This is a genomic window from Collinsella sp. AF33-16 (genome assembly GCF_003475325.1).
In the GTDB taxonomy this organism is placed as follows: domain Bacteria; phylum Actinomycetota; class Coriobacteriia; order Coriobacteriales; family Coriobacteriaceae; genus Collinsella.
This window is the reverse complement of sequence record NZ_QRQC01000016.1, coordinates 1-26,994: the sequence shown is the minus strand read 5'-3', so window position 1 is coordinate 26,994 and position 26,994 is coordinate 1. Positions and strand designations below refer to the sequence as shown.

General features: G+C 58.9%; 14 protein-coding genes. 2 read left to right on the top strand and 12 right to left on the bottom strand.

Annotation, left to right across the window (positions count from 1 at the left end):
* The first annotated feature begins 46 nt into the window (after positions 1-46).
* The gene (locus DWZ52_RS07195) at positions 47-1,192 is read left to right on the top strand and encodes a sensor histidine kinase (RefSeq protein ID WP_158549351.1); all 1,146 of its coding nucleotides are present in this window, start codon (positions 47-49) and stop codon (positions 1,190-1,192) included.
* Positions 1,189-1,833 (top strand): response regulator transcription factor, encoded by a 645-nt coding sequence (locus DWZ52_RS07190; RefSeq protein ID WP_117630029.1) that lies wholly within the window; start codon positions 1,189-1,191, stop codon positions 1,831-1,833. Before DWZ52_RS07195 ends, DWZ52_RS07190 begins: the two co-directional genes overlap by 4 nt.
* A 783-nt stretch (positions 1,834-2,616) precedes the next feature.
* Here DWZ52_RS07190 and DWZ52_RS07185 read toward each other — a convergent pair.
* From DWZ52_RS07185 to bilR, 12 genes are all read right to left on the bottom strand, one after another.
* Positions 2,617-2,958, bottom strand: a complete 342-nt coding sequence (locus DWZ52_RS07185; RefSeq protein WP_117630030.1) for a 4Fe-4S dicluster domain-containing protein — start codon at positions 2,956-2,958, stop codon at positions 2,617-2,619.
* A 7-nt stretch (positions 2,959-2,965) separates the two neighbouring features.
* A complete protein-coding gene (locus tag DWZ52_RS07180) occupies positions 2,966-4,054 on the bottom strand; it encodes a nickel-dependent hydrogenase large subunit (protein WP_117630031.1) in 1,089 nt (362 codons plus the stop codon).
* Between the two features lie 5 nt (positions 4,055-4,059).
* A complete protein-coding gene (locus tag DWZ52_RS09955; RefSeq protein WP_158572426.1) occupies positions 4,060-4,779 on the bottom strand; it encodes an NADH-quinone oxidoreductase subunit C in 720 nt (239 codons plus the stop codon).
* A complete protein-coding gene (locus DWZ52_RS07170) occupies positions 4,779-5,396 on the bottom strand; it encodes an NADH-quinone oxidoreductase subunit B family protein (RefSeq protein ID WP_117877243.1) in 618 nt (205 codons plus the stop codon). The genes DWZ52_RS09955 and DWZ52_RS07170 overlap by 1 nt, the downstream gene beginning before the upstream one ends.
* Positions 5,397-5,408: 12 nt before the next feature.
* Positions 5,409-8,291, bottom strand: a complete 2,883-nt coding sequence (locus DWZ52_RS07165) for a proton-conducting transporter membrane subunit (protein ID WP_118256312.1) — start codon at positions 8,289-8,291, stop codon at positions 5,409-5,411.
* A gap of 180 nt (positions 8,292-8,471) precedes the next feature.
* Positions 8,472-8,867 (bottom strand): helix-turn-helix domain-containing protein, encoded by a 396-nt coding sequence (locus tag DWZ52_RS07160; RefSeq protein WP_117564058.1) that lies wholly within the window; start codon positions 8,865-8,867, stop codon positions 8,472-8,474.
* A 454-nt stretch (positions 8,868-9,321) separates the two neighbouring features.
* Positions 9,322-19,992, bottom strand: a complete 10,671-nt coding sequence (locus DWZ52_RS07155) for a hypothetical protein (RefSeq protein ID WP_118385219.1) — start codon at positions 19,990-19,992, stop codon at positions 9,322-9,324.
* Positions 19,993-20,031: 39 nt separating this feature from the next.
* A complete protein-coding gene (locus DWZ52_RS07150) occupies positions 20,032-20,976 on the bottom strand; it encodes a hypothetical protein (protein WP_117640496.1) in 945 nt (314 codons plus the stop codon).
* 14 nt (positions 20,977-20,990) lie between these two features.
* Positions 20,991-21,830: a hypothetical protein gene (locus DWZ52_RS07145; protein WP_117629810.1), complete on the bottom strand. Its 840-nt coding sequence runs from the start codon at positions 21,828-21,830 to the stop codon at positions 20,991-20,993.
* Positions 21,831-22,877 (bottom strand): hypothetical protein, encoded by a 1,047-nt coding sequence (locus DWZ52_RS07140; protein WP_117629809.1) that lies wholly within the window; start codon positions 22,875-22,877, stop codon positions 21,831-21,833. It abuts the gene before it with no gap.
* A gap of 285 nt (positions 22,878-23,162) precedes the next feature.
* Positions 23,163-24,467, bottom strand: a complete 1,305-nt coding sequence (locus tag DWZ52_RS07135) for an ATP-binding protein (protein ID WP_117640494.1) — start codon at positions 24,465-24,467, stop codon at positions 23,163-23,165.
* A 256-nt stretch (positions 24,468-24,723) separates the two neighbouring features.
* Positions 24,724-26,754, bottom strand: coding sequence for a bilirubin reductase, long form (gene bilR / locus DWZ52_RS07130; protein WP_233547287.1), 2,031 nt, complete (start codon positions 26,752-26,754; stop codon positions 24,724-24,726).
* Between the last annotated feature and the right edge of the window lie 240 nt (positions 26,755-26,994).

Sequence of the window (26,994 nt, the reverse complement as noted above, 5' to 3'; positions counted from 1 at the left end):
CCCGGGCGGCGCCTCCCCCGCGCGCAGCATCGCGTACAATACCCGTATGAACAGGCTTTTCGACAAATCGATTGTGCTGGCGTGCTGTATTGCGGCCGCCATGGGTCTTGCCGTGGACGCTCGTCTGGTTGTGGCGTTTTGCCTTGGCGTTATGGCCACCTCGGCGTCGGAAGTCGCACGAGAAGAACACGCCCATCGCGCGAGCGAGGCCGCGAGCTACGCTTACATCATCGCTGCCGTCTTCGTGCCGCCATTTATGCCGTTCGCACCCCTTGCCTTCTATGACATCGCGCGACGCGTGCGCCGTGAACGCATCTGGCCCGCGCTGGCGATTGGCGCCGTGTTTGTCTGCGCGCTTGTCGCGGACCTTCGTGGCGGCGTGCTCACCACCCGAACGCTGTTGCTAACCGCCATCCTTTCGATCGCTGCCACGTTGCTGTCGCTGCGCACCGCGCAGCTGGAGCGCGAACAGGATCGCATGCGTCGCACCCGCGACAAGCTGCAAGAACGCGCCCTGGTACTCGAGGCACGCAACCGCGACCTCGCCGACCGCCAGGACTACGAAGTCGAGCTCGCAACGCTCGCCGAACGCGCCCGCATCGCGCGCGAGATCCACGATAACGTGGGCCACCAGCTCACGCGCGCTTCGCTCCAAACCGAAGCCTTGCGCGTGGTCCACGCCAACGAGCCCGGCGTCGCCGCCGATTTCGCCGATGTCAAACGCACGGTTGACGAGGCGCTCCAGCTCGTGCGCGCCAGCGTCCACGCGCTCAACGACAATGCAACCAACCTCTCCGTGCAGCTCGAGCGCATCGTTGAAGGCGTACGCTCGGACAGCGGCCCACAGATTGAGCTTGAAGTTTTGGCCGAGCATGCGCCCGCCAACGTCGCCAACTGCTTTGCGGCGGTCCTGCGCGAGGCGCTCTCCAACACCATGCGCCACGCTTGCGCCCAGACCGTCACCGCACGATGCATGGAGCATCCGTCGTTTTACCAGCTCATCGTTACCGACGATGGCGTGGGCGGGGTCCAAGCAATCGGCCGTGGCGCCGCGGAGGGCATGGGGCTCGCCTCCATGCGCGAGCGCATCGAGGCGCTTGGCGGCACCTTCACCGCCGGTCCGCGCGCCGGCGCCGGCGGCTGGCGCGTGTTTGCCACCGTTCCCAAACAGCAAGGAGATGAGGACCGATGAGGCTCATAGTTGTCGATGACGACCACTTGGTAGTCGATTCACTCAAGATTATCCTAGGCGCCCAGCCGCAGATCGAGGTGGTGGGTACCGGCGCCAATGGCGACGACGCGGTCGCGCTCTACGCTGAGCACACGCCCGACATCGCGCTGCTCGACATTCAGATGCCGGGGCGCGACGGACTTTCGGCGGCACGCGAGATCCTTGAGCGCGACCCTGCGGCGCGCGTGGTGTTTCTGACGACATTCTCGGATGACGAGTACATTGTGTCGGCGCTTAAACTGGGCGCCCGCGGCTATCTGATCAAAACCGATGTCTCCGCCATTCCACCGGCGTTGGCGCAGGTCATGGACGGTAAACGCGTGCTCGAGGGTAAGGCGATCGAGGATGTCGACTTTGATGGGGCGGACGCTGAAGCCGGTGCGACCCGCCGGCCCGCGGCCTTTGCCGGTCTGACCGACCGCGAGTTCGAAGTCGCCGAGCTCATCGCCCGCGGTCTCGACAACAGGGAGATCGCCGCCACAGCCTACATGGGCGAAGGCACCGTGCGCAACCACATCAGCTCGATCCTGGCCAAAATGGACCTGCGCAACCGTACGCAGATCGCCATCGCCTACCTGCGAGGGCAGTTGCCCGAAGATTGACCGCCCCGGCAGAGTAAAATGGCTGTTACCGATTTAATGCCATTTCAAAACTATGTCGGTTTACTACGATGAATCGCCCGCCTTCGATCACGGCAAATTGAGCGCTTGCAAAACCGCAGGTAGAACGCTTGCGATATTTAGAAAAATGCAGTCATGGTCGGGAATGTCGAATTCGTCGTAGTAAACCGGCATAGTTTTGTTCGGTCGGCCCTGCACGAGCGCCTCCGCAAGGCTCGCGGGACCAAAATGATCTGCTTTCTTCCGCCCGCGGAGATCGGCTGACGGCGCTCGCCACGAAATGGGCCCATCTACTACGTTTGACTCGATACCCCCGACCATAACCGCTATTCATGAAAAATCGCAGGCGTTCTACCTGCGGTTTTCATTTCGCATTGCTTGCCGTGGTCGAGGGCTGCCGCCTAAACGTAGTAGATGGGCCCATTTCGTGGCAGACGAGTCACGCGATAGCCCTCGCGAGGCCAAAATAGTCCGTTTTCCTCCGTCCACGGGAGTTAAAGGGCTGTTACGGATATGCTACCATTCCAAAACTACGCCGGATTACGGAGCTAAAGTCGGAGCCCTCATCCATACCCCCTATTTTTGAAAAACAACAGGCTATCTACCTGCGGGTTTGTTTTTGCGATTTTCTGTATGGTCGGAGGTTCGCTATCCAGTCCCGTAATCCGGCATAGTTTTGTTCGCAGCGGCACAACCGCGCGCTCACGCGCGGGGCCGGCGGGGCATTTTTGCCCCGCCGGCCCCTATTCCAGTTCTACCCCTGCGCTACTCCGGCTTGGTTTCTACTGTGGGAGTCTTGTCCGCTGCGACTGGGGTGCGGGCGGTGTCCATAGTCAGGCAGTGCTTGGGGCAGCTCTCGATGCACTCACCGCACACCACGCAGGCATACGGGTCGATCGACCACGTTCCACCCTTGCGATCGACTGCGAGCGCGCCCGCCGGACAGCGACGCGCACACATGCCGCAGCAGATGCACGCGTCCATGTCGTTGACGATATGCCCGCGCAAGCGCTCGGGTGCCGCGAGCTTCTCCTGCGGATAGCACACCGTTACCGGCTGCTTGACCATAGAGCCCAAGGCCGTCTTGGCAAATGTCAGCAAACTCATGCCGCGCCTACCTTTCCGTGCAGCTAATGCAGGGGTCGATGGTCAGGATAATCATGGGCACGTTGGCAAGGAGCACGCCCTGCAGCGCATGTGTCAGGCCCGCCAGGTTCTGCGACGTCGGCGTGCGCACGCGGAAGCGGTCCAGGTTCTTGGTGCCGTTACCGCGCACATAGTAATACGCCTCGCCGCGCGGCTGCTCAATCACAACCTCGCCGCGTGCGCCGTCGGCCGGCGTAAGCTTGGTGCGCCCGCCGATCCCGTCGTGCGGAATCTTGCCCACAAGCTCCTTAATGATGTCCATGGCCTGCGTGACCTCGGCACAGCGCACCTGGCAGCGGGCATAGCAATCGCCATCGGTGGCGACAACCGGCTCAAACGCAGCCAGGTCCGCATAGGCACCGTCGCTAAACATGCGCACGTCGTAGTCCACGCCCGAGGCGCGCCCAAACGGGCCGACCATCGACAGATCCAGCGCGTCCTTCTTGCTGATCACGCCCACGCCATGCAGGCGCTCGCCACAGCTGACGTCGTCCAAAAACGTATGCACCAGGGCCTCGTAGTCGGGACGCATGGCATCGAGCGTCTGGACAATGCCAGCCAGCTCGGAGTCCTCAATGTCGTGCTTTAGGCCGCCGATCTCGTTAATCGAAAGGATCACGCGGCCACCGCACGTGCTCTCGAAGATCTTGAGAATCTGCTCGCGCAGGGTCCACGACCGATAGAACAGCGCCTCGAAGCCAAAGGCATCGGCGAGCAGGCCCAGCCACAGCAGGTGCGAGTGGATGCGCGAAAGCTCGTGCAAAATAGTGCGGATATACTGCACGCGGCCGGGCACCTCGATGTCGAGCATGCGCTCGCAGGCGCTGGCATAGCCGTAGCTGTGGCCCACGGCGCAAATGCCGCAGATGCGCTCGGCGATGTAGCCAAACTGGTGCATGTCGCGCTTTTCGGTGAGCTTCTCGAGTCCGCGGTGCACAAAGCCGATCTGCGGAATTGCCTCGATGACGCGGTCGTCCTCGATCACCAGGTCCAGATGAAGCGGCTCGGGCAGCACCGGGTGCTGCGGGCCAAACGGAATTACGGAGCGATGAGCCATGGACCTTACGCCTCCTTTTTCTGCTTGTCGCGGGCGGCCTTGGCGGCAAGCGCCGCACGGACCTTGGCCGCTTTCTCGGGATCCATGGCGGCGAGCTTTGCCTCCATCTCGGCGGCCTTGAGCGCGGCCTTCGCAGCGGCATCGTCATGCTGGGCATCGGAGCCGGCAGCAGCAGCGGGCTGAGCAGCGGCAGTGCCCGCAGCATCGCCGGCACCCGCGGCACCCTCCCCCGCAGCAGCCGCAGCCGCGGCGGCCTTCTCGGCCGCGGCCTTGCGCGCCTTGGCCTCGGCGGCCGCGCGGACTTTCATGGCCTTCTCGCGCGCAGCCTTCACCTCGGGCGTGATGACGCTCATGGGTTCGGCAGTCGAGACCTGGTAGAAAAAGCCCTTAAAGTCGATCTGCATGTCGGTGATGGCAAGACCAAACAGGTCGTGGGCCTCATTTTCAAACGGGAACACCGCGGGGTAATACGAGCTGATGGACGGAATCTCCTGGTACTGGTCGATGCCCTCGACCACCAGGTTCTCGATCGCATAGCTGCAGTCCTGCGCAATATGCTCCTGAGCAGCACGGACGTTGATAAACGTATAGACCAAGCGATACGAGCCGTCGTCGACGTTGCGCTCGGCATGCATTTGCACAAAGCGCGCGCCGACGCCCTTGAGCGCCTGGACATGCGACAGGAGCTTGTCGATCCCGACGGTGGTATAGATAGCCTTTTGCATTACTCGGCCTCCTTTGCAGCGGCGGGCGTCTCAACAGGTGCGTCGCCAGCGGCGGGCGCAGCAGGCTTCCCGGCAGGCGCGTCACCGGCACCGTCAGTCCCGGCCCCCGCAGCCACAAACCCGTCCTCGCCCAGCTCAACGCCACCGTCCCAGGTAGCGGCACCGCCCACGGTGAGCGGATCGCCACCGGCGCGCAACACGGTCTCCTTCTGGTCCAGGATGCCGCACGCCTCCACGATGGCATCGATCACCGTCTCGGGGCGAATGGCGCACCCGGGCGCGTACACGTCCACGGGAATCGCGCGGTCCACGCCGCCGATCACGTTGTAGGCATCGCGGAATACGCCGCCCGAGCATGCGCAGATACCGCAGGCCACCACGCACTTGGGCTCGAGCATCTGGTTGTAAATCTGACGCACGACGGGCAGGTTCTGGGCATTGACCGACCCCGTCACCAAAAAGATATCCGCATGCTTGGGGTTGCCGGTGTTGACCACGCCAAAGCGCTCCGCATCGAACAGCGGCGTGAGCGAGGCCAGCACCTCGATATCGCATCCGTTGCAGCTCGAGCCGTCGTAATGAATAACCCACGGCGAGCGCGACATTTTATGATCCATGGATGCCGCCTCCTAAATAAACACGTCGACGAGGATGGGCATAAGGTTGAGCAGGCCAAACACCAGCGCCACGCCCCAGCCGAGCTTAAAGCAGCTGCGCCAGGTGCTGCGTGCGAAGGTGTTGTCGATCAGCACCTCGACAAAATACGTCGCGGCCATCACGACCAGGGCTACGACCCAGCTCACCGGGTTGTCCCAAACAAAGAACATGCCCACCCACATCAAAAACAGCACGGTCTCACACCAGTGCATAAGGGTCATCTTGGCCAGCGTGCCGCCGCTCATCTCGGTGGCGACGCCCTGGACAATCTCCTGATGCGCGTGATGCGAGTACGAAAGGTCGAACGGCGACTTGCGTAGCTTGATGGTGAGCACCGCAAGCAGCGCCAAGAAAATGGGCGCGCTGTACACGATGATGGGCGCCGACTGTCCGGTCACGGCGATGGAATCAAAGCTATCGGTGGCAAGGTACAGGCCCACGCTCATCAGCAGAACGGCGGGCTCGTAGCTCATGACCTGCAGCAACTCGCGGTCGGCACCGACCTGGGCAAACGGGCTTTGCGTCGAGGCGGACGCCAGCACCACAAAGATCGCGGCGAGCGTAACCATAAAAGCGCACAGCAGCGTGTTGGAGCCCGACACAAAGATGCCGCCGCCCACGACGGTAAAGATGAGCGCGCACGCCATATAGGTATCGTCCATGGTGTTTACGCTGGCAGGGGCCTTGCGCAGCAGCTTGGCAACGTCGTAGAAGGGCTGCAGCAGGCGCGGGCCCACGCGGCCCTGCATGCGAGCCGAAAGTTTGCGGTCGATGCCGTCGATCAAGCCGCCCGCAAGCGGCGCCAGCAAGGCAAACGCCACGGTGCCAATAAAGATGCCCACGACGCCCGAACCTTCGAAATACTTGCCGCGCAGCACCGAGGGCGCGCTCATGGCAAGCCGCTCGGGCCCAATCCATGCGCAACACAGCAGCGCAAACAAGATAATGCTGCAGCATACGACGCTACCCGCGGGGCCAATACGCTTCTCGCCAAGGGCGTCCTCCGAGTACCAATTGCGCTTTTCGGCCTTCACCTCGTGTCCCATCGAGCCGCGGAAATGGCGATATTTGTCGGTTCCCACGCCCGAAAGGTACACGTTGACGTGCGGTTTGTTGCTCACGCGGAATGACGTCAGCAGCACCACGGCGATAAAAGCCACGATAACCACCATCAGATACATGGCGTCCTTGCCAATAACGTACGGCACGCGGCCAAACACCATGGCCAAGTAAGGCGACACCAGACCGCTCGAGATAACCGGAAACGCCACGCAGCACAGAATCAGCAGCGCGGCGATGGTGTTGAGGGCCATCCATTCGGTCTTATGGACATTGACCTCAACGTTTTGAGCCGTGGGGTCGACGCCCGAAAGCTTGGCAAGCCACTTGCCCCAGAAGTAAAACGTCGCGGCCGAGCCAAAGGCAAGCACCATGATCATGAGCACGTTGCCGGTCTGCGCAAACGCCACCAGGGCGCCCCACTTGGACACGAGCATGCCAAACGGCGCCACAAACATGCCCATAATGCCCAGCATCATCAGACGCGTCAGGTGCGGCATGCGGCTGAACATGCCGTCCATGTCCTCGATATTGCGGCTGCCGATATGATGCTCGGCCGTGCCCACGCACAGGAACAGCAGCGACTTGGCCACCGTGTGGAACAAGATCAGGAAGATGGCCGCCCATACGGCCTCGGGCGCGCCGACACCCAAGCAGGCACTGATGAGGCCCAAGTTGGAAATGGTGGAGTACGCGAGCACGCGTTTGGCGTTGCTCTGCGAGATGGCCATGAGTGCAGCGAGCAAAAACGTGATGGCACCCACACTCGTGACCATAAAGCCGGTCACGGGGTAGATGGCATAGAGTGGGCTCAGCTTGACCATCAGGAACACGCCGGCTTTGACCATGGTTGACGAGTGCAGCAGGGCGCTCGTGGGAGTGGGTGCAACCATGGCACCCAACAGCCAAGTGTGGAACGGCATCTGTGCGGCCTTGGTGAGCGCGGCGAGCGACAACAGGATGACCGGCATCACCAGCAGCGCGGACTGCGCGGTTCCGGTGCCGGAAAGCTCGATCATGCCCGAGATGGTCAGCGGCATGCCGTTAACGTGCAGATACATAAGTCCGGCCAAAAACGCGATGCCGCCCAGCATGTTGAGGATGATTTGGGTAAAGGCGTTCTTGATGGCCTCGGGCGTACGCGTGTAGCCAATCATAAGGAACGAACACACGGTGGTGATTTCCCAGCCGCAGAACAGCCACTCAAGGTTGTCGCTCGTCACGATGACGAACATGGCCGAGAGGAACAGGAACATGAGCGCCAGGAACTGCGGGCGACGGTCGGGCGCGGTCTGCCCGCGCAGCGCGGCCTCGTGCTCGTCATGGGCCTGGAAGTCCTTCATGTAGCCCAGGGCATACAAGCAGATTAGACTGCCAACGATGCCGACGGCGAGGACCATGATCACGCTCATGTAGTCCAGGTAGAGTGGCGTTGCCGTGACGGCTTCGGCCGCGGGCAGCGTCATGGCTGCAAAGGCGAGCGAGCCCACCAGCTGGACTATGCCGAGCACCGTGGTGAGCGCGTTCCTATATTTGTACGCGTTGTACAGGATGACAGCGCACAGGATGACGTCGATAACGGAACTGATGATCGAGAGCACATGCGAGGTGCCGGGGGCAACCTCAAAGCTCTGCGGACCCGTGCCAAAAAACATGACGGCGACTACAACTGTCACCGCCATAATAATGCCGGAGCCTATGAGCCCCGCCGCATCGCGGGCGCGGTCACCGCGCGCGAGCAGCATGCCCAGCGCCGGTACCAGCGGAAACAGGGTAAGGAAATACAGTAGCGTCATACCATCACTCCCCCATGCTAAAACGCTGCAATTGTTTAACGTTATAGCTCAATTGAGGAGTAGCGGCGGCGGGTTTTCGGTCAACTGGGGAGTTTTAGGCGTACGGGGTAAGGGCACGCCCGCATTGGAGCAGAGGGGCGGCAAGAAAAATGCGCCCCTGTGGGTGCACCATCCCGTTTGCTATTCCGCCTTTTTAACGCGCGGCTTGCGACCGCGCGGCTTATCGACCAGTGCGGACTCACCGCTCTCGCGGTACTGACGGCACCAAGCCTTGACCGAAGACTCGCTAGGAATCTTGTGCTTGATCATGGCCTCGCGAACCGTTAAGCCGTTTTCCAAGCGGTCCTTGACCACGGCGAGCTTAACTTCGTACGAATAGGTGTGATGATGCGAACCGGCGTTGAGAACGGCGTCGGCACCGCCCACGGCATATGCGCGGGCCCACTGACGAGCCGTGGCCTGGGGAATGCCGAGCTCCGCGGCGAGGGCGCGATGACCGACCCCTTCTTGGAGGACCTCGACGGCGCGCTGCCTAACCTCGGGCGCATGCGTGCGAGTCCTTGTTGCTTCCGACATACCTGCCACTTCTTAGCCTTAACCGTTAATCTGCTTTCTTACGTGCATGTTAGATAGTAGCATTTTGCTGTTTGCGCGTAACAGTTAATTGAAAATCGCACGGCGGCATCTGGGCATTTGCCATTAATTTGCAACAGTTCTTTAGGTTTTATTTACGCAGCTAGTTAGCTCGCGGCTCATTGACGGTGTTTTACCAACCAGATTGGTATCTTTTTGTTTGGCTGGTATGGTTTGTGTAATTATTAACCCCTCTTCAGCCCGCACCTACATGTCAACTTTCCACTTACTTTCCAGCTTTCCACCTAGCTTTCCAGCTTTCCACTTAACTTACCACCTAAGGTGGAAAGCTGGAAAGCTAGGTGGGAAGCTGGGGCAGCAGCAGGCCAGGAGAACAAGAAAAGGGGCGGCAACCGGGTGGTTGCCGCCCCCTTTGCGAAGCCAGTTGGCTTCGGAACTAGTGGTCGATGCCGTTGAGGTTCACCCTCGTGAGCGTATAGGTCACATAGTCGGGCGATTGAGGCGTTGCGCTCGCCACGTCACCCTTAACCAGGCTCGCTGTCATCACCAAGCGATAGTTCGCGTAGAACTGCTCACGCTGTTCAACCTGCGTGTTGACCTTAACGGTAAAGGGCAGGCTAAACGTCGTATTACCGTTCTTCGTTTTGAACTTGCCGTTCTCCTTCGAGTCAGTGAAGGTGATCGTGCTACCGGAGGGAGCGACCGCGGCAAGCTTACTCTCCGTCACTGTTACGTAGTTTGAGATATCATCCGTTACGCTCTCATACGTGCCGTCGGTTCCGCGGCGCTGAAGCGAGAGCGTGTACACAACAGAGTCTGCGTTCGCAATTGCCTCGGCGGCGTTGCTGAGTCCACCCAGTTCATACGTGGCACCCAGACCAATCGTGCCATTCGCGATCGGACGCAGGTCGTCCACGTTAATGCCAAGCTGCGACTTATCTGGCGCAGAAAGCGTAATGGTCGTATCACCCGTGTCCATGCGATAGTACCCGACGTTACCGCGCTTCGTCTGCGTCAGGCTCGAGGTATTAAGGCCTTCCTTACGCGTCGAAAGCTTGGCGGTATAGGACATCTTGGTACAGGCGTCCTCGCCAGACTGCTTGGACAGGGAGATAACCTTGTTGCAGCCGTCCGGCGTAAGGCGAATCTCTTCCACTACCGTACGCACGGTAAAGGATCCGCCCGCTGCACGCTTGCGGATTCCGGCAAGGTCATGGTCGAGCGTGAGCCTCAGTGAGTCATCACCCGTATCCGTCACAATCTGTGTAAACGCAGGCGTCGAAGCGTCATACGGCTCCCAATCGCTGCCACTCCACCTGTAGTTCTGATTGCCGATGGCAACATAGAACTTCGCAATTGCCGAAGTTCCGCTCGGGAAACTGCTTACTCCCATTAGGTTGTTGTTGGCGCCATAGCGACACAGCGATGTATCGAGCTGATAGAACAGATGGTCGCTCTCTGTATAGTATTGGCTCGGGCTAAACGTAACCGTATCCATGACATCGAGAGAAAGAACGTAGGCGGCACCGTCCTCCGACTTCGAAACCGGAATGCACGCCCCATCTTTTTTGTCGACTACATTCTGCTCATAATTGGACAAGATGCTGTATGTCGATGCCGTACTGTTTTGAATATCGTCGCTGCCATCGGTGCGTAAAACATGATGCAGATTCCAAGATATGCGGCCACCCGAAGAATTCGAGTCAATAGACGAAGCCGTAAAACCGTTGATACTAGCTTGCGTCACGCCGTCGCCCGACTTGGGCACGTTGACAACTAGGTAGACGCTCTCCGATGCACGCTTCTCTCTGCCGGTATCCTTCTCCTTGGGTACCTTTAGCGTATAGCGACTGTTGCTGGGAACGTCAGCACCCGCAACCTTAAACAGCGTCCACTTGCCATCGAGTTTCGCTTTAGCGGTCGCCTCTGCCTCGTTATCACACACGGTCCATGTGCCGGCGCCATCCTGCGTGGCCGACACACCCAAGATCTCGCTCAGCCATCGCTCCTGATATGGATTGCCCGCAGAATCCTTAAAGCCGTCGTTTCCGCTCAGGGAAACGCTCGTTGCTCCGCCTTCGCCCACCGTATAGTGATACTCTCTGCCACCGGCCTTGCCATCAACGTTCGCATCGATGAGCGTAAGCTGGGTGCCCTGGGGCAACCTTCCGTCGGCACCATTGAAGAGGATACTCTTGCCGAGCCCCTTCATCGAGCCGCCAGCAGCCATATAGCTGTCCCAGCCAAAGTCGACTTCCTTCCCATTGGCAGAATTGTATGTCCAGGTAAGCAGACCCGTCATCGGCTCGCCAAAGCTCGTAAGCACGTGTGCATCTTTTCCAAGGTTAGCGTAGTCTTTTTCTTTAAATTGAGTGCCGTAATCATACGTTGCAGTGAAATCGATCTCGAGCTTGCGCTTAACGATGATCGGCACCTGAACGTTGTAGCTCTGACCCGCCTCGGTAAAGGTAACGGTCAGGAGCGTAAAGCGACCTTTGCCGTTGTCCCAATCGGAGCTTGGGCTAAACGACATATTGTTCTTGCCATTGTTCACTACGCGAAGCGTGGGATTGTTCGACGCGTCACCGTCTTTAACGAACACACCGTCCTTGAGTTGGAAAACCTCTGCTTTGGCCGTCACGTGCGGATTGGTGCCATTCTCGTTATTCAATCTGCAGGCATCGGAGAAGCCGCCGTTCGTGACGATGTTTAGATAGCTCTTGACCGTCGTGTTGTCGTTGCCAGAGATCACCAAAACGGGGAAATCCGCTGTGGCTTGGTTGCTGCTTGTATCATTATTCGAATTGAACTTACTGGCCACGGATGAGGCATCGTAGCTCGACTTATTTTGATAGGCGCCGTTGTCATTAATGCCGCCGATATTCGTGTAGGTGTAGCGATCGGCAACACCGGTGCCTGCCTCGCTCTGGACGGTCGCCGCGGTGTCGATGGTGGCGCCGTCGCCAAACAGGTAGCGATCGGTGGTGTCGTTGTCGGAGGCACGCGCCGCCAGCGTGCTTACGGGGCTCGTGGTCACATACGGGCTCGCTGCCGTGGTGGCGGTATTGTCCGCGCCGTAGAGCGTGATCCCCTTGTCAGGTGCTTCCAGTGTGTCGTTATAGTCACCAAACGCGATATACGACTTCATGTTTACGGCGGCCGCATTGGTCGTGTAAACCATCGGCGGCAGATCACGCGTGGTCTTGCCGTTGCCGAGCTTTACGTTCACGCCCGCTGCGGAGAGGCTATAGCCGTTTGTGTCAACCTCGCCTAAGAGCACGCCCTGCTTAGAGCCCAATTTGTAGGTATTGCTGTCCATGAGCACGTTTACCAGATGGAACTGGCCGCGTCCGTCGCCCGCAATGCCGCCGTTGGAGGTTCCGCCAAACGTTGTGTTAGATACCTTTGTGTTGGTGACGTTGATGACGTCGGCACCGCTGTTAATCGCGCCAAGTAGACCGCCGCTCCACCTGCCCTTGATCGTGGCGCTCTCAATCGCGATATTGTTGCAGGCTATGTTCACATTGCTGAAGTAGTAGCCGATAAGTCCGCCCGAGCATTGGTCGGTGCCGGCAATGTTGATATTCTCGACGCTACAGCCCTCAAACCAGTACGTGTTGGGGCTGCCACTGCTCGTGACCTCGCCAATCAAGCCGCCCGCATTACGGATGCTATTGTTCGTTCCGGTGGCATCGCCGATGATGGCGCTCTTGGCATCGCCTCCGGCATCAATGCGCACGTTGCTTATAGAAATAACGCCTCTATAGGCGCTTCCGACCACACCGCCGGCGCCCATGTACTTATCGGTGTTCGACCCGGTGGCGAGTACATTTACCCCAGAGATGACTGCCGTGCTCGATGCGACGGCTTCCGTGATGCCAATTTTGGTGTTCACCGATACGTTACTGGAGGTATAACCGAACACGCCGCCCACGTAGGGTGTTGCACCCGTGGCGGTTATGGTCGAGTTTTTGCCAATAGTCTTCTCGTATACCCCTGTGGCCGCGGTTGTCCACACGCCGCACGGCGAGGCGATCGCACCCACATAGCCGCCAACGTACTTCTCGCCCGTGACGCTAAGGCCAGTGTATGAGCAGTCACAGAGATTCGCGGGCGCCTGCGTGCCGGAGCCGAAATTGACCATATAGGTCACGTCGTTATCCGTCCTTCGGCTGGTACGGCCCGAGCTGCCAAGAAGCCCTCCTACGCTCTTTGCGCCCAACACGGTGCAGTTCTTCATCTGTACGTTGCGGTAGACGCCACGCGTGTTGCCGTCGTAGTTGGCCGTTGCGCCCGCCAAAAGGCCGGTGCCGATGAGGTCGTTCGATGCCGGTCCCGAGGCAATGCTACCGTTGGCGTCTTTGTACGTGAGCGATACGTTGCAGTTACTAAAGGTGAGGTCTTTGACCTGAGCGCCGTCATTCGCGGTGACGCTCTGCCCCACATTGGTTGAGGTGAACATCACGGTGCTGAATAGGCCGCCCACGCCCGAGACCTTATAGTCGTCATCGGCATATTCGACGACGCCGTAAGTGGCATCTTTGGTGCCCACCGTGATGGTGGCCCCGTTGCCGTCGATCGTTGCCACGTGCGGCGTGATGCGGTCGCGATCGGTGGACGCCTCGTTCGAGCTGCAAGCATTGGAATAGTAACGGCCGCTGAGACCCACGTATCCCGTGCCGTAGCCAGTCATATCATAGGTGGCATTTTCCTTGAACTCCAGGCTCATGCCGATCGATTTCGACGCGCACACGTAGCCCGTTTGGTAGTCGGCAGCGTAGGACGCCACCAGGTAGGGCGAATTTACATCGTCATCATGGTTGAGCGGGCCGTGCCACCCCTGTTTGCCCGGGGCCTTCTGGTCATCGTTTTTGGCGGTTTCGAAATCGCCGGAAGCGCTCGCAGGCTTGCCCACGCAGTCGTAGCTGGCATTTCGCACCTTACCATATTCCTTGTTGCCAAACAGGTAGCCGTTTATCGCCGGGTCCTGCTTATCGCTGCCCCAGTACGCCTTGGAGCCGCGGAACACGCCATAATTAGCGTAGTCAGTATGTGCCGCTCCAGCACCCGCACCCGAGCTAATGATGGCCGAGAGCACCAAAAGGCCCTGGGCGTTTTCCACCGTGGTCACGGGTGCCTCGGCATCAGTGCCGATATACTTGTTGTCGGTGCCCGTGGTAGTGACGCAGGCAGCTCCCTTGTTTGTGAGCTCGTTGATCTTGTAGTTAGCGTTACCGTTTTCGACTTTGCAGCCCTCGCTAAAGGCATAGCCATCAATCACACGACCAACGTAGGGATTGTCGTACTGCCGGAAGTTGCCCGTTCCAAGACCCTGAGACTTGTCGCTGGTTCCAGCGCGCCAAGACGTCCCTGACATATTGCGGAAGATCACACCGCCGCCCGCAATGGCACCAACGTAACCGCCGATGGGAACAAGATGTGGCTTAGTTCCGCCACCAGCAACCGTAAAGCCGGTTGTGGAGTTATCGGGCGTTGTCCCATTCACGGCCACACCGTCGATAATGTTATCGCCGCCAAGGATGCAGCCGATAACGCCACCGAAGAACGACGTCGGAACACCGTCGGCATCCTTGGCAGAATAAGTAATAGTCGCCGACGCGTTCACATAGCGAATATTCAGATCGCGCACCACGCTGCCGTAACTATAGGGAATAAGGCCGCGAAGCGAACCCTCGTTATTCTCTATCTTGATGGTTGCCTTTTTATCACCTTTAGGGTTGCCAACGATGACGCCACGGAACGGGTTGGCTTTGTTGCCAAAACCGCCAAACGATGCGCCGTCGAGGGTGATCGTATTACCCCCGGTAGGTTCAATACTGTAGTACGCGCTTTGGATATAGCGGTGCATCATCTCGTCGGAAAGTGTGGCCGAAGGATCTGTGGTGTCGCCGGTCTTCTTTTCCCACTTCTTCCCAGTGTCTTTCGCCTGCTTATAGACGTACGTAACCTCATTGTCGGTTTTATTGTCGCTGCGGCGAGTACAGAGCGTACTCTGGTTGACGGCAATGGTGACCTCCCAACCGTCGAGCGCAGTTTGGTTGTTGATGTAGTTGGCGATGGCGTTCATCTCAGTCGCGTCCTTAACGGCATACGGATCGCCATATGTGCCGCATCCCTCTACCAGCTTTGGAATGCGCTGGTTGACTTTAATTTCATGATATTGGACGCCGCTCTCGGTGGCCTTTCCCTTATAAACATAAGGAAGATAGCCACCAAACCAAGGCCTGACGTCACCGTCCTTCTTACCATCAACCGTCACATAGCCGCTCACGGCACCATACGTCGCTTCGTCGTAATACCAAAGCTGCTTGCCCGGGTACTCCGTACTCCCATCAATCTCAGATCCGTATGTCACCTTGCCTGCATCGGCATCGGCATCGGCCTTAGTAAAGGTGTAGTCCGCAGAGCCCGTGCTCGTGCTTCCGTAGCCAAAACTCTCCAGCAGGCTCGCATGGGTGAAGATCGTTTTGTTCTTTTGGCTGGGCAAGCTGATTTGCTCAAACTTTGCCGTCACCTGATCGGCCTCACTGCCTACACCAAGCTTTCCGAACAGCGACGTAGCCGCCTTGGTGTCACTCGTGTACCCAGTAGTCTTGATATTCTTCGCGTTCAGGCTCACGTACTTCTGCATCTCGTTGATGAGCAGAGGCATATAGGCGTTAGCATCCGTGGCGCTGTTGGCGCCGTCGACAATCAGATTGTTGAGCGTAAGACCATCAATTGAGATCTTTCTAATCTTGGTGCCATTGCCGTCGCTGGACCCATACACGTAGCGGCACACGAGCGCGCCAGAAGAGCTTCCGCTTGCTCCATCAGTGTCTTCAGAGCTCTTTCCGTCATTAATAACGGGCCCAACAGTACCACGCAAAGTGACGTTTTTTACTGTGAGATCGCCGTTTGCCACCGTTCGAAAAAGACCGCAGTGCATGTTCTCGTGCTGGGTAGCATCGGAATTTAGCTTGTTGCCATTCTGCTCGGCCTTGATCTTGGAGTAACAGAAGGTAATGGTCGCATTCTCAACCGTCACCTCTCCGCTCGGCTGAGTGGGATAATAGCTGTAGCCGGCCAAATCGATTGTACCCGTTATGGTTATGGAATCATCGAGCCCTGTCGTGCCATTGGGAACGATTGTCGAACGAATACCTTCGGGAGCATAACGGTAAGCAGACCATAAGAGCAGCTTTTCCGCTGTATCGATTTGACTGCCACTAAAGCCGCCTTCACAATTCTTAGAGGCTATGTCGAGGTTGTAGAAGTAGCGGGTATTGCCGTTCGTATTCTGGCTTCGACCGAAAGACGAGCGATTATGGTAGCTGTTGTCTTTTGTGGAATCGCCGTCCATGTCCAGCTTGTTTTTCTGTGTGTGTAGCGAAACGACCGTGTTCCAGTCGGCGTCCATGAGCTTGCTGCCGTTGTTTGGTTTTACACCGCTGCCAACCCATTCATCGAAGGACGTTACGCCCGACGCAACGATGGCCCCCTCGCCGGTGGGCACCCTATAGGCGGTATCCCAATAAGCCCTGTCCTCCAAGTACAGGCCTAGGTAGCTCTCGACGCCATATGTCGTCTTATCATCCACCTTGCAGCCGCGGCAAACTAGAACGCCGAGCGTCTGAGCGGCGCCCGCATTAATGGTTGTGCCCGAGAGATCGATGGCATAGTTGTTGATAATCCAGTGGCCGCTCGCGGCGTATACAAGACCACCGAGTTCCTTGGAATCATCCGCAGTCGCGGTTATAGAAGCGTTGGTCGTTTTCAGAGCATAAGAGTTTTCATTCTTGTTAATGCTCTCATCTCCGATAGTTACGACCGCGTTGCCCCAGCTATAACCCAAGAAACCACCCGTGCCATTGAGCTTATCGCCGTTCCTGCCGACTTTCATTTCGAATGAATTGAACGAAAGGCCCGAAATGTTCACGTACTTATCAGCTGAGTTGGCTATTGTCCCTGCATTGTAGGTACTCTGTGCGATGCAGCCGATAAGACCACCGACTTGGGCAATCTTGCCGCCGGCGCAATCGCCAGTTTCGATTGATCCGGCGACTTCGAGGCCCGCAACATTGAATGACGAGCCATAATCGCCCGCATAACCAATGGCGCCGCCAATGCGACTATTGCCGTTAAGCGTTTTAGTTGCAGCGATGGTCGCTTGAGCCTTGCTGTTATCCTTAAACGCAACCGTAGAAGCCGCCAGCACGCTGCCCGCAATACCGCCAATGTTCACGTCATTGGCAAACGTATCATCGCACGCGATATTCGTTTTGCACGTTACGCCAGACAATGACAGGTTGCCGACGATGGCACACGCAAGCGACCCGGCATCGATAGCCGAACCGTTATCGAACTTCATGGAGCCAGCGATTGTGACGTTGGAGATGGTTGCACCGTTGACGGCCGCGAACAAGCCCAAGCGGCCGTGGCGGTAGATTTTGCCGTTGCCGTTGCTCGTGTTATTGCCGTCGAGCACGTCTTCACCACGCTTGCCGTACGCCTCGCCGACGGCAAGATTGATTGTGCCGCCACCGTTCAACGTTCCCGAGAAAACTTGCGAGCCGTCTGCACGATCCTGCGTGAAACCCGTCAGGCCCGTGCCCTTGAGATCAATAGTGCCGTTCACCGTAATGGTCGAGGACTGCAAGCCGTTAAGGTTGTTTTCGGTAACGCCGTCAACCATCGAGTAGTAGCCGTTGGTTTGCCAGGTAATCGCAAGCTTGGCGAAATCCTCAGCTGTGGTTAGGGCGTAGGCACCGTTAGCTGCCGTCAGCGAATCCGGCAAGGTCAACTTATGAGTGTCCACATCAAGCTTAATGAAGTCGCCGCCCAGACGAACAACTTCACCGTAGGTCGCGATGTCGTCCGTCTTTGAGGCTGAGTTGCTACGCTTGAAGGTCCAGACCGCAGCGCCCTTGTCTCCCAGATCACCATTAGAGCCATTGCCGGCAGCGAAGATCAGCGCGTTGTGGTTCTCGTATACGAGCTGACCCGTCGTGGCGTTCTCGGCAAAACTTGCGCCCGACAGATCCGTGATGCCGCTGAATTTGATTACAGCATTCCACGCGGATCCCGCAATTCCCGCGGCACGGTTGCTTTGCGCCTTACCGATAGGATTGTCGCTTGTAAGTTTGAAATCTCGCACGTCAAGGACATTGCGCGTATCGACAACGCCCACGGCGCCACCGAACTTTCCGGTACCCGTTCGCGCCGAAGCATCTCCCTTGCACGCAACCGTCACGCCGTTGAAGACAACGGCAACGGGCTGCGAGTTAGGATTTGCGCTATCGCCAACATAGCCAACAACGCCGCCTGCGTCGGACAACTTGCTCGCAAGGTCAAACTCAATTGAGCACGTATTCTTATTATCTGCATCCTTTTCAACAACAAAGGCGCGCAAAGCGCCGTCGTCGTCCGTTTTCGTCGCGAACACCTTGCCGACAAGGCCGCCGTAGCTGCCGTTGACACTAACATCTTCTGGTAAGGCGAGTTTGCTCTTATACGTCCCGCCTTGCACCACGATGTCTCCATTAGAGATATCGGCCATGCCAAAAAGAGCGCCGGCGCGCTGCGACGCACCAAGAGTCACAAGGTCGCCCAGGTCGAACATATTGGACGTAACGGCAAATCCTTGCGCAAAGCTCACGTCGCCGATAACGCCACCAGAGCAAGCGCTGTTCTCGTCGCCAATATTTAGAGGACACCCAATCTGCTTATTATCCGCGCCCAGTGTGAGCACGGTCGCTTTACCAATAAAACCGCCGCTGGCAGTTGTGCCCTTGACGGTGAGCGCGTGTAGGTCGAGAGCTTTCGCGACGTTGACCATGGCACCCGTGCTCGAGCCAACGAGTCCTACAACGCCACCGGCGGAGCCGTTCGTAGACTGGACGGTGGCGGTGGGAACGTTTGCCAGAGTGCCAATGCTCAGGGTCGCACCGTCCTTGACTTCGCCTACGAGCAGGCCAGCGTTGCCAGAGCTCGTTTTGACGGCTCCGCCTGAGGTCAGATCGTTGGGGAACGTGACGGACTCAACCGTCAAGCTCCCGCTCTCGACCGTGTTGGCAATCAAGCCAATGTTGCCCGTCGCATTCGCGTTGAGATTCTTTCGAGAATCGGTGAGGCTATAGGTAACGTTCGCAGCAAGGTCGCCCGTCGTCGCACCCAGGAGGGGTGCCGTCAAGGCGGAAGTCGCATCCTTCACATCAACGTTCACGGGTTCCACGATGTCAACCGACGCGATGAGTGTCTTGCTCTCTTCGCCGTTTTCCGCACCGCTGACCTTCGAAGCGACCATCGGTGCGCTATAGCTAGTCGCGCCTACCCACTTTATCCTGACCGTTTTGTTTTGGTCAGACAGCTTGAGGTTATTAAAAACCGTCCGATCAGTCGTAAGCTCGACGGGACTATCAACGTCCCTATAGATCCTGCCTTCAAACGGACATTCATCACTGCCAAGACCCTGGAAAGACATGCCGTTATTAGCCGACTCGGTGAGCTTCGCATCGCCCGTGATGATAACCTTGATCTGCGCATCATAGTAAAGCGAAGCGTCGGCGTTAGACAGGACGGCGAACGCCTCCGACGACTTGACATCGAGGCTTCGGATTCCGCTCTCGTCGTCTTTGCGCACGATGCTTTCCGCGCCGTTCTTCTCGAGCAGCTCGACGAGCTTATTCAAATCCGTGATCGTCGCACCCGCCTGGGCATCAGCGTCCTCCGAAGTCGCATCATCGGCATCTTGCTCGGCGTCGTCAGCGGCGGCATCGTCAGCGGCATCGTCGCCTTCCGTCTGGTCGCCCGTGGAATCGGAACCAGTGGCGCTATCGGTGGTATCGCCTGCTGCAGCGTCATCCTTCACCGCGTCATCCCCAGCACTGTCGCTGTCGGCGCCGGCATCACTCGACCCAGACCCGATCGTGACATCGCCGTTGGTCTCGCCGCTCTCGGCAGTATCCAACGCCTTCGCAGATGCGGCAGCAATCTCGTTCGAGATGTTCTGCCAGCCTGCCGCCACAGCAGCCACCGTGGGCGAGCATGCTTGGAGCACCATGACCACCGTCATGAACTCTGCGAATATGCGCTTTGCCGTTCTCATCGATTCCGTACCTCTTATCCTAAAACTCCGCTTCCAGAGTTATCGAGTCTCCGTCGCGCCCGTCAGAGTAGTTCCGCTCACGCTAATGTCCAGGTCGCCCCAGCCACCGGGCGTTTTGCCGTCCGCTCGGTAAAAGTTGACGACCATCGAACCCGGCTCCATGGTGAACGTAGCCTTGCGAGCTGCAGCATCCACCGTCGCGCTATGGTTGGTCTCAAAGAACGGGTCGATCTCCACGTTCTCCCCCCACGTGAGCGTGACGTTTGCCAGTGCGCCCGTAACCGTCACGCGGTAGTTGTATGCAGCGTAATCAGCAAACTTGCCAGCCTCATCGACCAGCGCGCCCTCAACCGCAGCGGTCTTGACCTCGGCCCTCTTTGACGGCACGACTTTCGCCGCCAGACAGGCTAGCTCGGTGCCGGGGCTCTTCTCCGATACGACCGTGGCCTTAATCACAAAGTATGCTTGTCCCAACTTAGCCTCGGGGAAGGTCACGGTGTAGTCGTTCTTGGTAGGTTGATTCTCCGGAAGCGTGACGCTGCTACCGGGCTGGGGCGCATAGCTCCACGTGGCGCCATCGAGCCCGTGCCCCTCGACCGTCAAGGTGTATGTCACATTTTTGTCGTTGCAGAAGTTGCTGTTGCCCAGCAAGTAGTTGTAGATGCTAAAGGTAAAGTTGCACTGCCCGTTGTTGGGATACACCGTAACGGAGCGCTGGGCACGGGCGAGCTCGTCGGGGCTAGGCGCACTCATATAGCCCGTGAGCAAATCGCTTGCAAATAGGCTCTGCGCAGTGCCCGTTGCGGCGACGGACTTTAGAAATCCGTTGGCGGTGTAGGCGGAATAGGTAAAGTAGCCACCCGTCACGAGCGCCACGGCGCAAATAAGTGCGATTGCCGCCACAACCAGCTTGTTCTTGACTAGGCTCTTGCTTTTTGCCAGCTGCTCGCGCTCGGCATCCTGCTGTTTCTCTTGCTTCTCCATGTGCGCCCCCTCTCCTACTTGCCGCTCGTGTTGCGCGCGATCAGGTAAATCACGTCGGTCTCTTTGGCGCTCTCGTCCCACGAAAGCTTGATGATAAAGTTAAGCGTGTCATTGCCAGTCGAGTTGTCGAGTGTCTTAGCGTTGAGGTCGCCTTTGCCGAATTTCTTGTATCGGTAGAGCGGGCGCGCGTTGCGCTGGACGTTTTGATAGTCCTTGAATGTAGGGTCGCTTGCGCCCTCGCCCGGCACGGCTGCCAGACCGTCGTTCTCCTTGTTGATATATTCGAAGCTCGTCAGCAGGTTCTCTCCGGTTGCTTTCCAGCTATAAGATTTGCCGTCTGCGGTACCGCTCACGTCGGGCGTCTGGAGCGCAGACGTGTTCTCGGCTCTGTACAGCTCAATAGTGAGACCCGTAATGTTGGTCGTATTCGCGAGTTGCAGCTCAAAACCGTCACCGCCCGTCTGCACGCAAAACGCACGCTTGAGCGTCACCGTGTTGCCGGTCTTGGTATCGCCGTATTCGGGGTTGTAGCTCAGATCGACCTGCTCTGTTGCCGTAGCGTTGGGGCCCAGCACTTTGAGCTCCGCCGGCTCCTTGATCTTGCCAACGGTGGAGCCGCGATTGGCATCGACGAACCATCCGAGCGTCAATCCCAGCAACACGAGAAGCACGGCCACCAGACCCACGATGGCCAGGGATTCGCGACGGTGGTCGCTCACCCAAGCCTTGATGCGCTCGATGCGGCCAGCCGGACGCGCTTCGCCGTGCGAGCCGAACCCGTTGCCGCCGGGGTTTGCCGCTCCTTCGTTGTGTTTGATATCGCCCTGCTCGCGGGCATTAAGCTGCTCGTCCATTTATTTATCCGCCTCCTTGGCGGTGAAGCGCACGCGAATGTACTTGACGTTCTTGCCGATAATCTCGTCGGCGTTGTTGTAGTAGCTGGCGCAGGTTTCCACATCCGCAGAGGACATGCCGGCTCCGACAGGCGGAACCGCGCTAGGCGCCTGACCTGGCACGCTCGTGCTATCGGCGCGGAAATAGCGCGCGTGGTTATTGTTGATGTCGCCGACGAGGGTTGTGTATCCCCCCTCGTCGCCTGTGTTAGCGAAAAGGTTGCCACCGTAGCCGGCGTTGCCCGTGCGAACATAGCTCTTGAACTGCTCCGGCCAAATCCAGTAGAGGGTTTTGGTTGCGGTTTTGGTCGTGCTATTTGAGCCCTCAGCGCAAAAGCTCCGCGCCGGGATGGTAAAGCTCTGCGTAATGACGGTGACGCTCGCTCCGTCCTGGGTCACCGTGGTTGTCGTGGGAACCAGCGGATTGGAGTAAAAGCCAGAGGTGTCTTTGCCCTGGAAAACCAGGATATGACCGCGCACCAAATCTTTAAGCGAGTTGATGATCTCTTCGTTTGTCGATGCGTCCACAACGGAGTCCGTGCCCGCAACGCTCGTCTGGACAGAAATCTCCCAGGTCATCTCCACCGTAATATCGTGCAGGTCGTTGCAGAGCGGCTTGACGTTGAGCTGAAGCTGGCCCGCCGACCCCGGAGAAAGACTGCCATCGGCACTCATGTTATTGAGGTTGAAAAGATTGTTCACGGCAAGGCTTGTACTGTCCGACGCGTAGTTGTCCTGGGCGTCGTACTTACCTGCCGTGCCGCCCTGCGTTCCCGAGAGCACAAACCGTGGGCCCTTCGCCCCGATCGTACTCCCCGTGGCGCTCACTCGATTGTTCGCGGCAAACCAGGCAAGGCATGCAAAGATGGCAACGATGGCGGCCAGCACAAACAGACCGCTCACCAGGAAATCCTTCCAGAAATCCTTGAGGGTCCGCACATGCTCGTCGGCAGCTTGGCGGTACTCGGCCGCCGTCTTGTGCTGCTGGAGCTCGCTATGTCGGTCCATGCCACTCATCGTTTGCGTTTGCCCTGCTAGCGGGCGTGCCGTCCTTTCCGCTTGGTCGCGATCAATCCGTTGCTCGTAGGCATAGAATTCAGGCAGAATACAACACCATACGATAAGGTAAAAGAATAGCATTGACCTGCGGTTTGCTCCACAGCGCAAGCCTTAATGATGTCTTAAAGATTACGAATAGCAGCTTCTTCCATATGCCAAGGACATGGTGCAAACAAACCTGACCACTTGCACCAATCCGCAGCACCGGGCAGCGGGCACACGGCGTGCCGCCCCTTAACACCCCAACGCGCGCACGGGTATCACGTAGATACCGTCCTCGACCTCGCGGGCGTACTCACCCACCCCCACAATCACGGCCATAAACTCCGGTTCGCGTGTGCGTGAACGAAGATTTCCACAGACCTTCTTGCGAACGCGCTTGAGGCTCTCAACGCCGGCGCTCGCCTTATCTTCGCTCACCTTAATCTCAAAGGCGGCCCACCGTCCATCGGCTAGCTGCACGATGGCATCGCATTCAAGGCCCGAATCGTCGCGATAATAGCGCACGGGCGTGCTATCCAGCAGGTCGAGCGAACGTGCGTAGACCGAAAGATCGCGTATGACCAAATTCTCAAACACCAGACCAAATGTCTGCCAGTCGGCAAGCAGCGCCTGCAAGGACATACCTAGCAAGGCGCAAGCAAGGCTCGGATCTGCCAGATAGCGCTTGGGCTTGACGGTAAAGCGTCGTTTGTCGCGCGCGGCGGGAACCCAACCGGGGACCTCCTCGAGAATGAACATGCCTTTGAGGGCATCCAGGTACCTGCGCACCTTGGTCTCGTCGGCAAACGCTGCGGGTTCCCCCTCGGCACCGAACATATCCATAAGAATCGTTTTATACGTGGTCGCCTGTCCCAGATTGCGCGCGATCGATGCGGAGACTCGACGAGCAATATCGGGGTCGAGACCAACCGCCGGGAAGCTGCTCGAAAACGTAGTGTTGAGATATTCGCGAGCGATGAGCTGGGCGTCAGCCGAAACCATATCGATCGCCTCGGGCCAGCCGCCGCGGCAGGCGGCTTCGACAAGCCCCGGTGTATCGCCATTGCACCGACAGGGCTCAAAACGATGCTCAAACAAGCCCGCCAGGCTCACCTTGCCGTTGGACTCACCTGTCTCGGCAAGTGTCATGGGGTGCATGCGGACGCGACCGATGCGGCCGGCTCCACTATGCGCGGGCGCCTCCGCCTTTGAGCCAAACGCAGGCGTGGCGGAACCCGTGAGGATATAGGCGCCGCGCGTGCCCCGGGTGCGGTCAACCTCGTGTCTAACGTAGTCCCAAATTTGGGGAACGCGCTGCCACTCATCGATAATATGCGGACGGTCTCCCAGCAACATCATCGCCGGGTCGGCACGCGCGAGGTCGAGATTCTCGTCGACATACGAGGCGGACGCCCCGTGCTCAAGCGCGGCCCACGTCTTGCCGCACCACTTGGTGCCCGCAATCTCGACCGCGCCAAAGACACGAAGGTAGCGCTCGATTTGCGCATCCACGATACGTGGGATGTATCCGTCCCGATGTAGCCTCTCGCCTGCCATGAGCCGCCCCCGCAGATTTCCAGGTCCTGCTTTCTGATTCTTCTATTCCACTGTAGCAAATTCGGATTTTCGGGTAGTTGCGATTCGGATTTTCGTGTTCATATAGTTCGGATTTTCATGTTCTAAGGATTCGGATTTTCGGGTGCTCAAGATTCGGATTTTCTGAACCCGCTGATCAGGGACACTCTATTGGCAAAAAGGCGGGGAGCACCGATACGGCACTCCCCGCCCACTCAATACGCGATAGCTTTCTTGCTTAGAGCTCGTTGGCCGCGTGATACGCCGTGCGAATGGCGCTCGCAATATCGGCGGTACGCTCGCCCGAGCAGTCGCCCACGCAGGTCACGGGCACCGTCACGCCGTCCAGGTCAAACGCGTTGGCCTTGGAGCCCACGGCCATCACCACGTAATCGCAGGCGATCTTCACCGGCTCCTCGGCGCCGTCCTCGGTGGTGCGAATGGCCTCCACGCCCTCGTCGGTAATGGCGGTCAGGCGGGTCTTCACGTGCTGCTCCACGTTGTGCTCTGCGAAGTCGCTCATGATCAGCGGCAGAATGGTCTCGGACTCGCCCGCGGCAATCTTGTCGAGCATCTCCACGATCGCCACCTCGCAGCCGTGCTGCAGCAGGTACTCGGCAGTCTCGGTGCCCACCAGGCCGCCGCCGATAACGGCGACGCGGCCCGTAAGCTCCGCCTTGCCGGCCAGCACGTCCCAGCTCGAGACGACCTTCTCCGAGTCAGCGCCCGGAACGGGGATGACCACGTCGTGCGCACCCACAGCCACAATCGCGGCGTCGGCGGCGTTGAGGTCTGCGGGGCTAGCGGCGTGGTTGAGCTCAACCTTCACGCCCAGGCCGGGCAGAATCTTCTCGTAATACTCGACCGAACGCATGATCTCGTCCTTGCGCGGGGGCGCAGCCGCCAGCACAATCTGGCCGCCCAGGTGATCGCTCGCCTCGTAGACGGTCACGTCGTAGCCGCGCTTGGCCGCCACGCGCGCGGCCTCCAGGCCGGCGATGCCGCCGCCCACCACGGCGATCTTCTTGTCGCCCTCGCCCGGCTTAATGGCGATAGTAGCCTCGTCGCCGTTCTCGGCATTGAGCACGCACGAGATGTACTGGCGGTTTTGAATCGCGTCGACGCAGCCCTTGTTGCAGTTGAGGCACTCGCGAATGGGCTCACCCGTGGCGGCCTTCAGCGCAATGTCGGGGTCGCACATGAGCGAGCGGCCATAGGCGATGATGTCGGCGGCGCCGTCTTCCAGAATCTTCTCGCCGGCCTCGACCGAAACCACGCGGCCGACGGTTGCCACCGGCACGGAGACCAAGGCCTTGACGCGCTCGGCCACGGGCAGCGTCCAGTTGTAGGGCATGGCACCCATGGGCGGAATGGTGTCTCCCATGTTGCCGGTGTGGTTGGCCTGCGCGACCTGGATCATATCGATGCCCGCGCCCTCGAGCAGCTTGGCGAACTCGCAGGCCTCGTCGGGCTGCAGGCCGCCCTTGCCGCGCGGCGTGCCGTCGGGGTTCTCCATGATCACAGGGAGCTTGTACTCCACCATCAGCTGCGGTGCGGCTTCCTTAATGGCAGCGACGACCTCCAGCGCATAGCGAACGCGGTTCTCGAACGAGCCACCGTACTCGTCGGTACGCTTGTTGAGGATCGCGGAGCACAGCGAACCCACCAGGCGGTCGCCGTGGACCTCGATGGCGTCGATGCCAGCCTGCTGCGCGCGGGCGGCCGAGGCGGCGATAGCCTCCTTGATCTGGGTGAGTTGCTCCACAGTGGCCTCGTTCACAAAGTGCTGCATGTCGTGGTGCAGCTTGGCGTAGGCCTGCTTGCGAATCTCGTTGGACTCGGCCATCTTGGCGGCGAAGGTCTCCTCGTCGCCGGCGGCCTTGGCCTCCTGCGCGGCCTTGGCGGCGGCCATGGAGCCCATGACCATGCGGCCGACGCCGGGCACGTCGTACTCGGGGTGGAACAGCTGCAGCGCGACCTTGGCGCCGTGCTTATGGACGGCGTCAGCCAGCGCCTTAAACGTGGGGATCTGGGCGTCGGTCGCCAACTTGGGCGTGGGGCTTGCGGTCATAACGGGAGCAACGTCGCCGATGACGATGTAGCTCACGCCGCCACGGGCCAGGCGCTCGTAAAAAGCCAGGCTGCGCTCGCCGATGGAACCGTCGCGCTCCTCGTAGCCGGTGGTCAGCGGCGGGAACATAATGCGGTTTTTGAGCTCAAGGGGGCCAACCGTAATGGGCTGGAGCAGCTTGGATGCGGGTGCGGTCATGGACATTCCTCTCTTGTAGGCGCGGCGGCGATGTTGCCGCGTAGTTGTCTAGAGGATATGACATGGGAGCACAGTGGTGCAACGGAAATCGGCAGACAGCAGGTAGCGGCAGGTGGATGGGGCGGGGCGGCCCGTCGGTTTGTCTCGATCTGTAACATCTACAGGCCAAAAACGACCCTAGATGTTACAGATCGAGACATTCTGAGTATTTGCCCGCATGAGCACCGCTGAATATTGCGA

Coding starts and splice junctions, on each gene's coding strand:
- DWZ52_RS09955 (WP_158572426.1), bottom strand. CDS start 4,779: ATGCAAAAGGCTATCTATACCACCGTCGGGATCGACAAGCTCCTGTCG.
- DWZ52_RS07195 (WP_158549351.1), top strand. CDS start 47: ATGAACAGGCTTTTCGACAAATCGATTGTGCTGGCGTGCTGTATTGCG.
- DWZ52_RS07160 (WP_117564058.1), bottom strand. CDS start 8,867: ATGTCGGAAGCAACAAGGACTCGCACGCATGCGCCCGAGGTTAGGCAG.
- DWZ52_RS07155 (WP_118385219.1), bottom strand. CDS start 19,992: ATGAGAACGGCAAAGCGCATATTCGCAGAGTTCATGACGGTGGTCATG.
- DWZ52_RS07145 (WP_117629810.1), bottom strand. CDS start 21,830: ATGGACGAGCAGCTTAATGCCCGCGAGCAGGGCGATATCAAACACAAC.
- DWZ52_RS07165 (WP_118256312.1), bottom strand. CDS start 8,291: ATGACGCTACTGTATTTCCTTACCCTGTTTCCGCTGGTACCGGCGCTG.
- DWZ52_RS07140 (WP_117629809.1), bottom strand. CDS start 22,877: ATGGACCGACATAGCGAGCTCCAGCAGCACAAGACGGCGGCCGAGTAC.
- DWZ52_RS07190 (WP_117630029.1), top strand. CDS start 1,189: ATGAGGCTCATAGTTGTCGATGACGACCACTTGGTAGTCGATTCACTC.
- bilR (WP_233547287.1), bottom strand. CDS start 26,754: ATGACCGCACCCGCATCCAAGCTGCTCCAGCCCATTACGGTTGGCCCC.
- DWZ52_RS07185 (WP_117630030.1), bottom strand. CDS start 2,958: ATGAGTTTGCTGACATTTGCCAAGACGGCCTTGGGCTCTATGGTCAAG.
- DWZ52_RS07150 (WP_117640496.1), bottom strand. CDS start 20,976: ATGGAGAAGCAAGAGAAACAGCAGGATGCCGAGCGCGAGCAGCTGGCA.
- DWZ52_RS07170 (WP_117877243.1), bottom strand. CDS start 5,396: ATGGATCATAAAATGTCGCGCTCGCCGTGGGTTATTCATTACGACGGC.
- DWZ52_RS07135 (WP_117640494.1), bottom strand. CDS start 24,467: ATGGCAGGCGAGAGGCTACATCGGGACGGATACATCCCACGTATCGTG.
- DWZ52_RS07180 (WP_117630031.1), bottom strand. CDS start 4,054: ATGGCTCATCGCTCCGTAATTCCGTTTGGCCCGCAGCACCCGGTGCTG.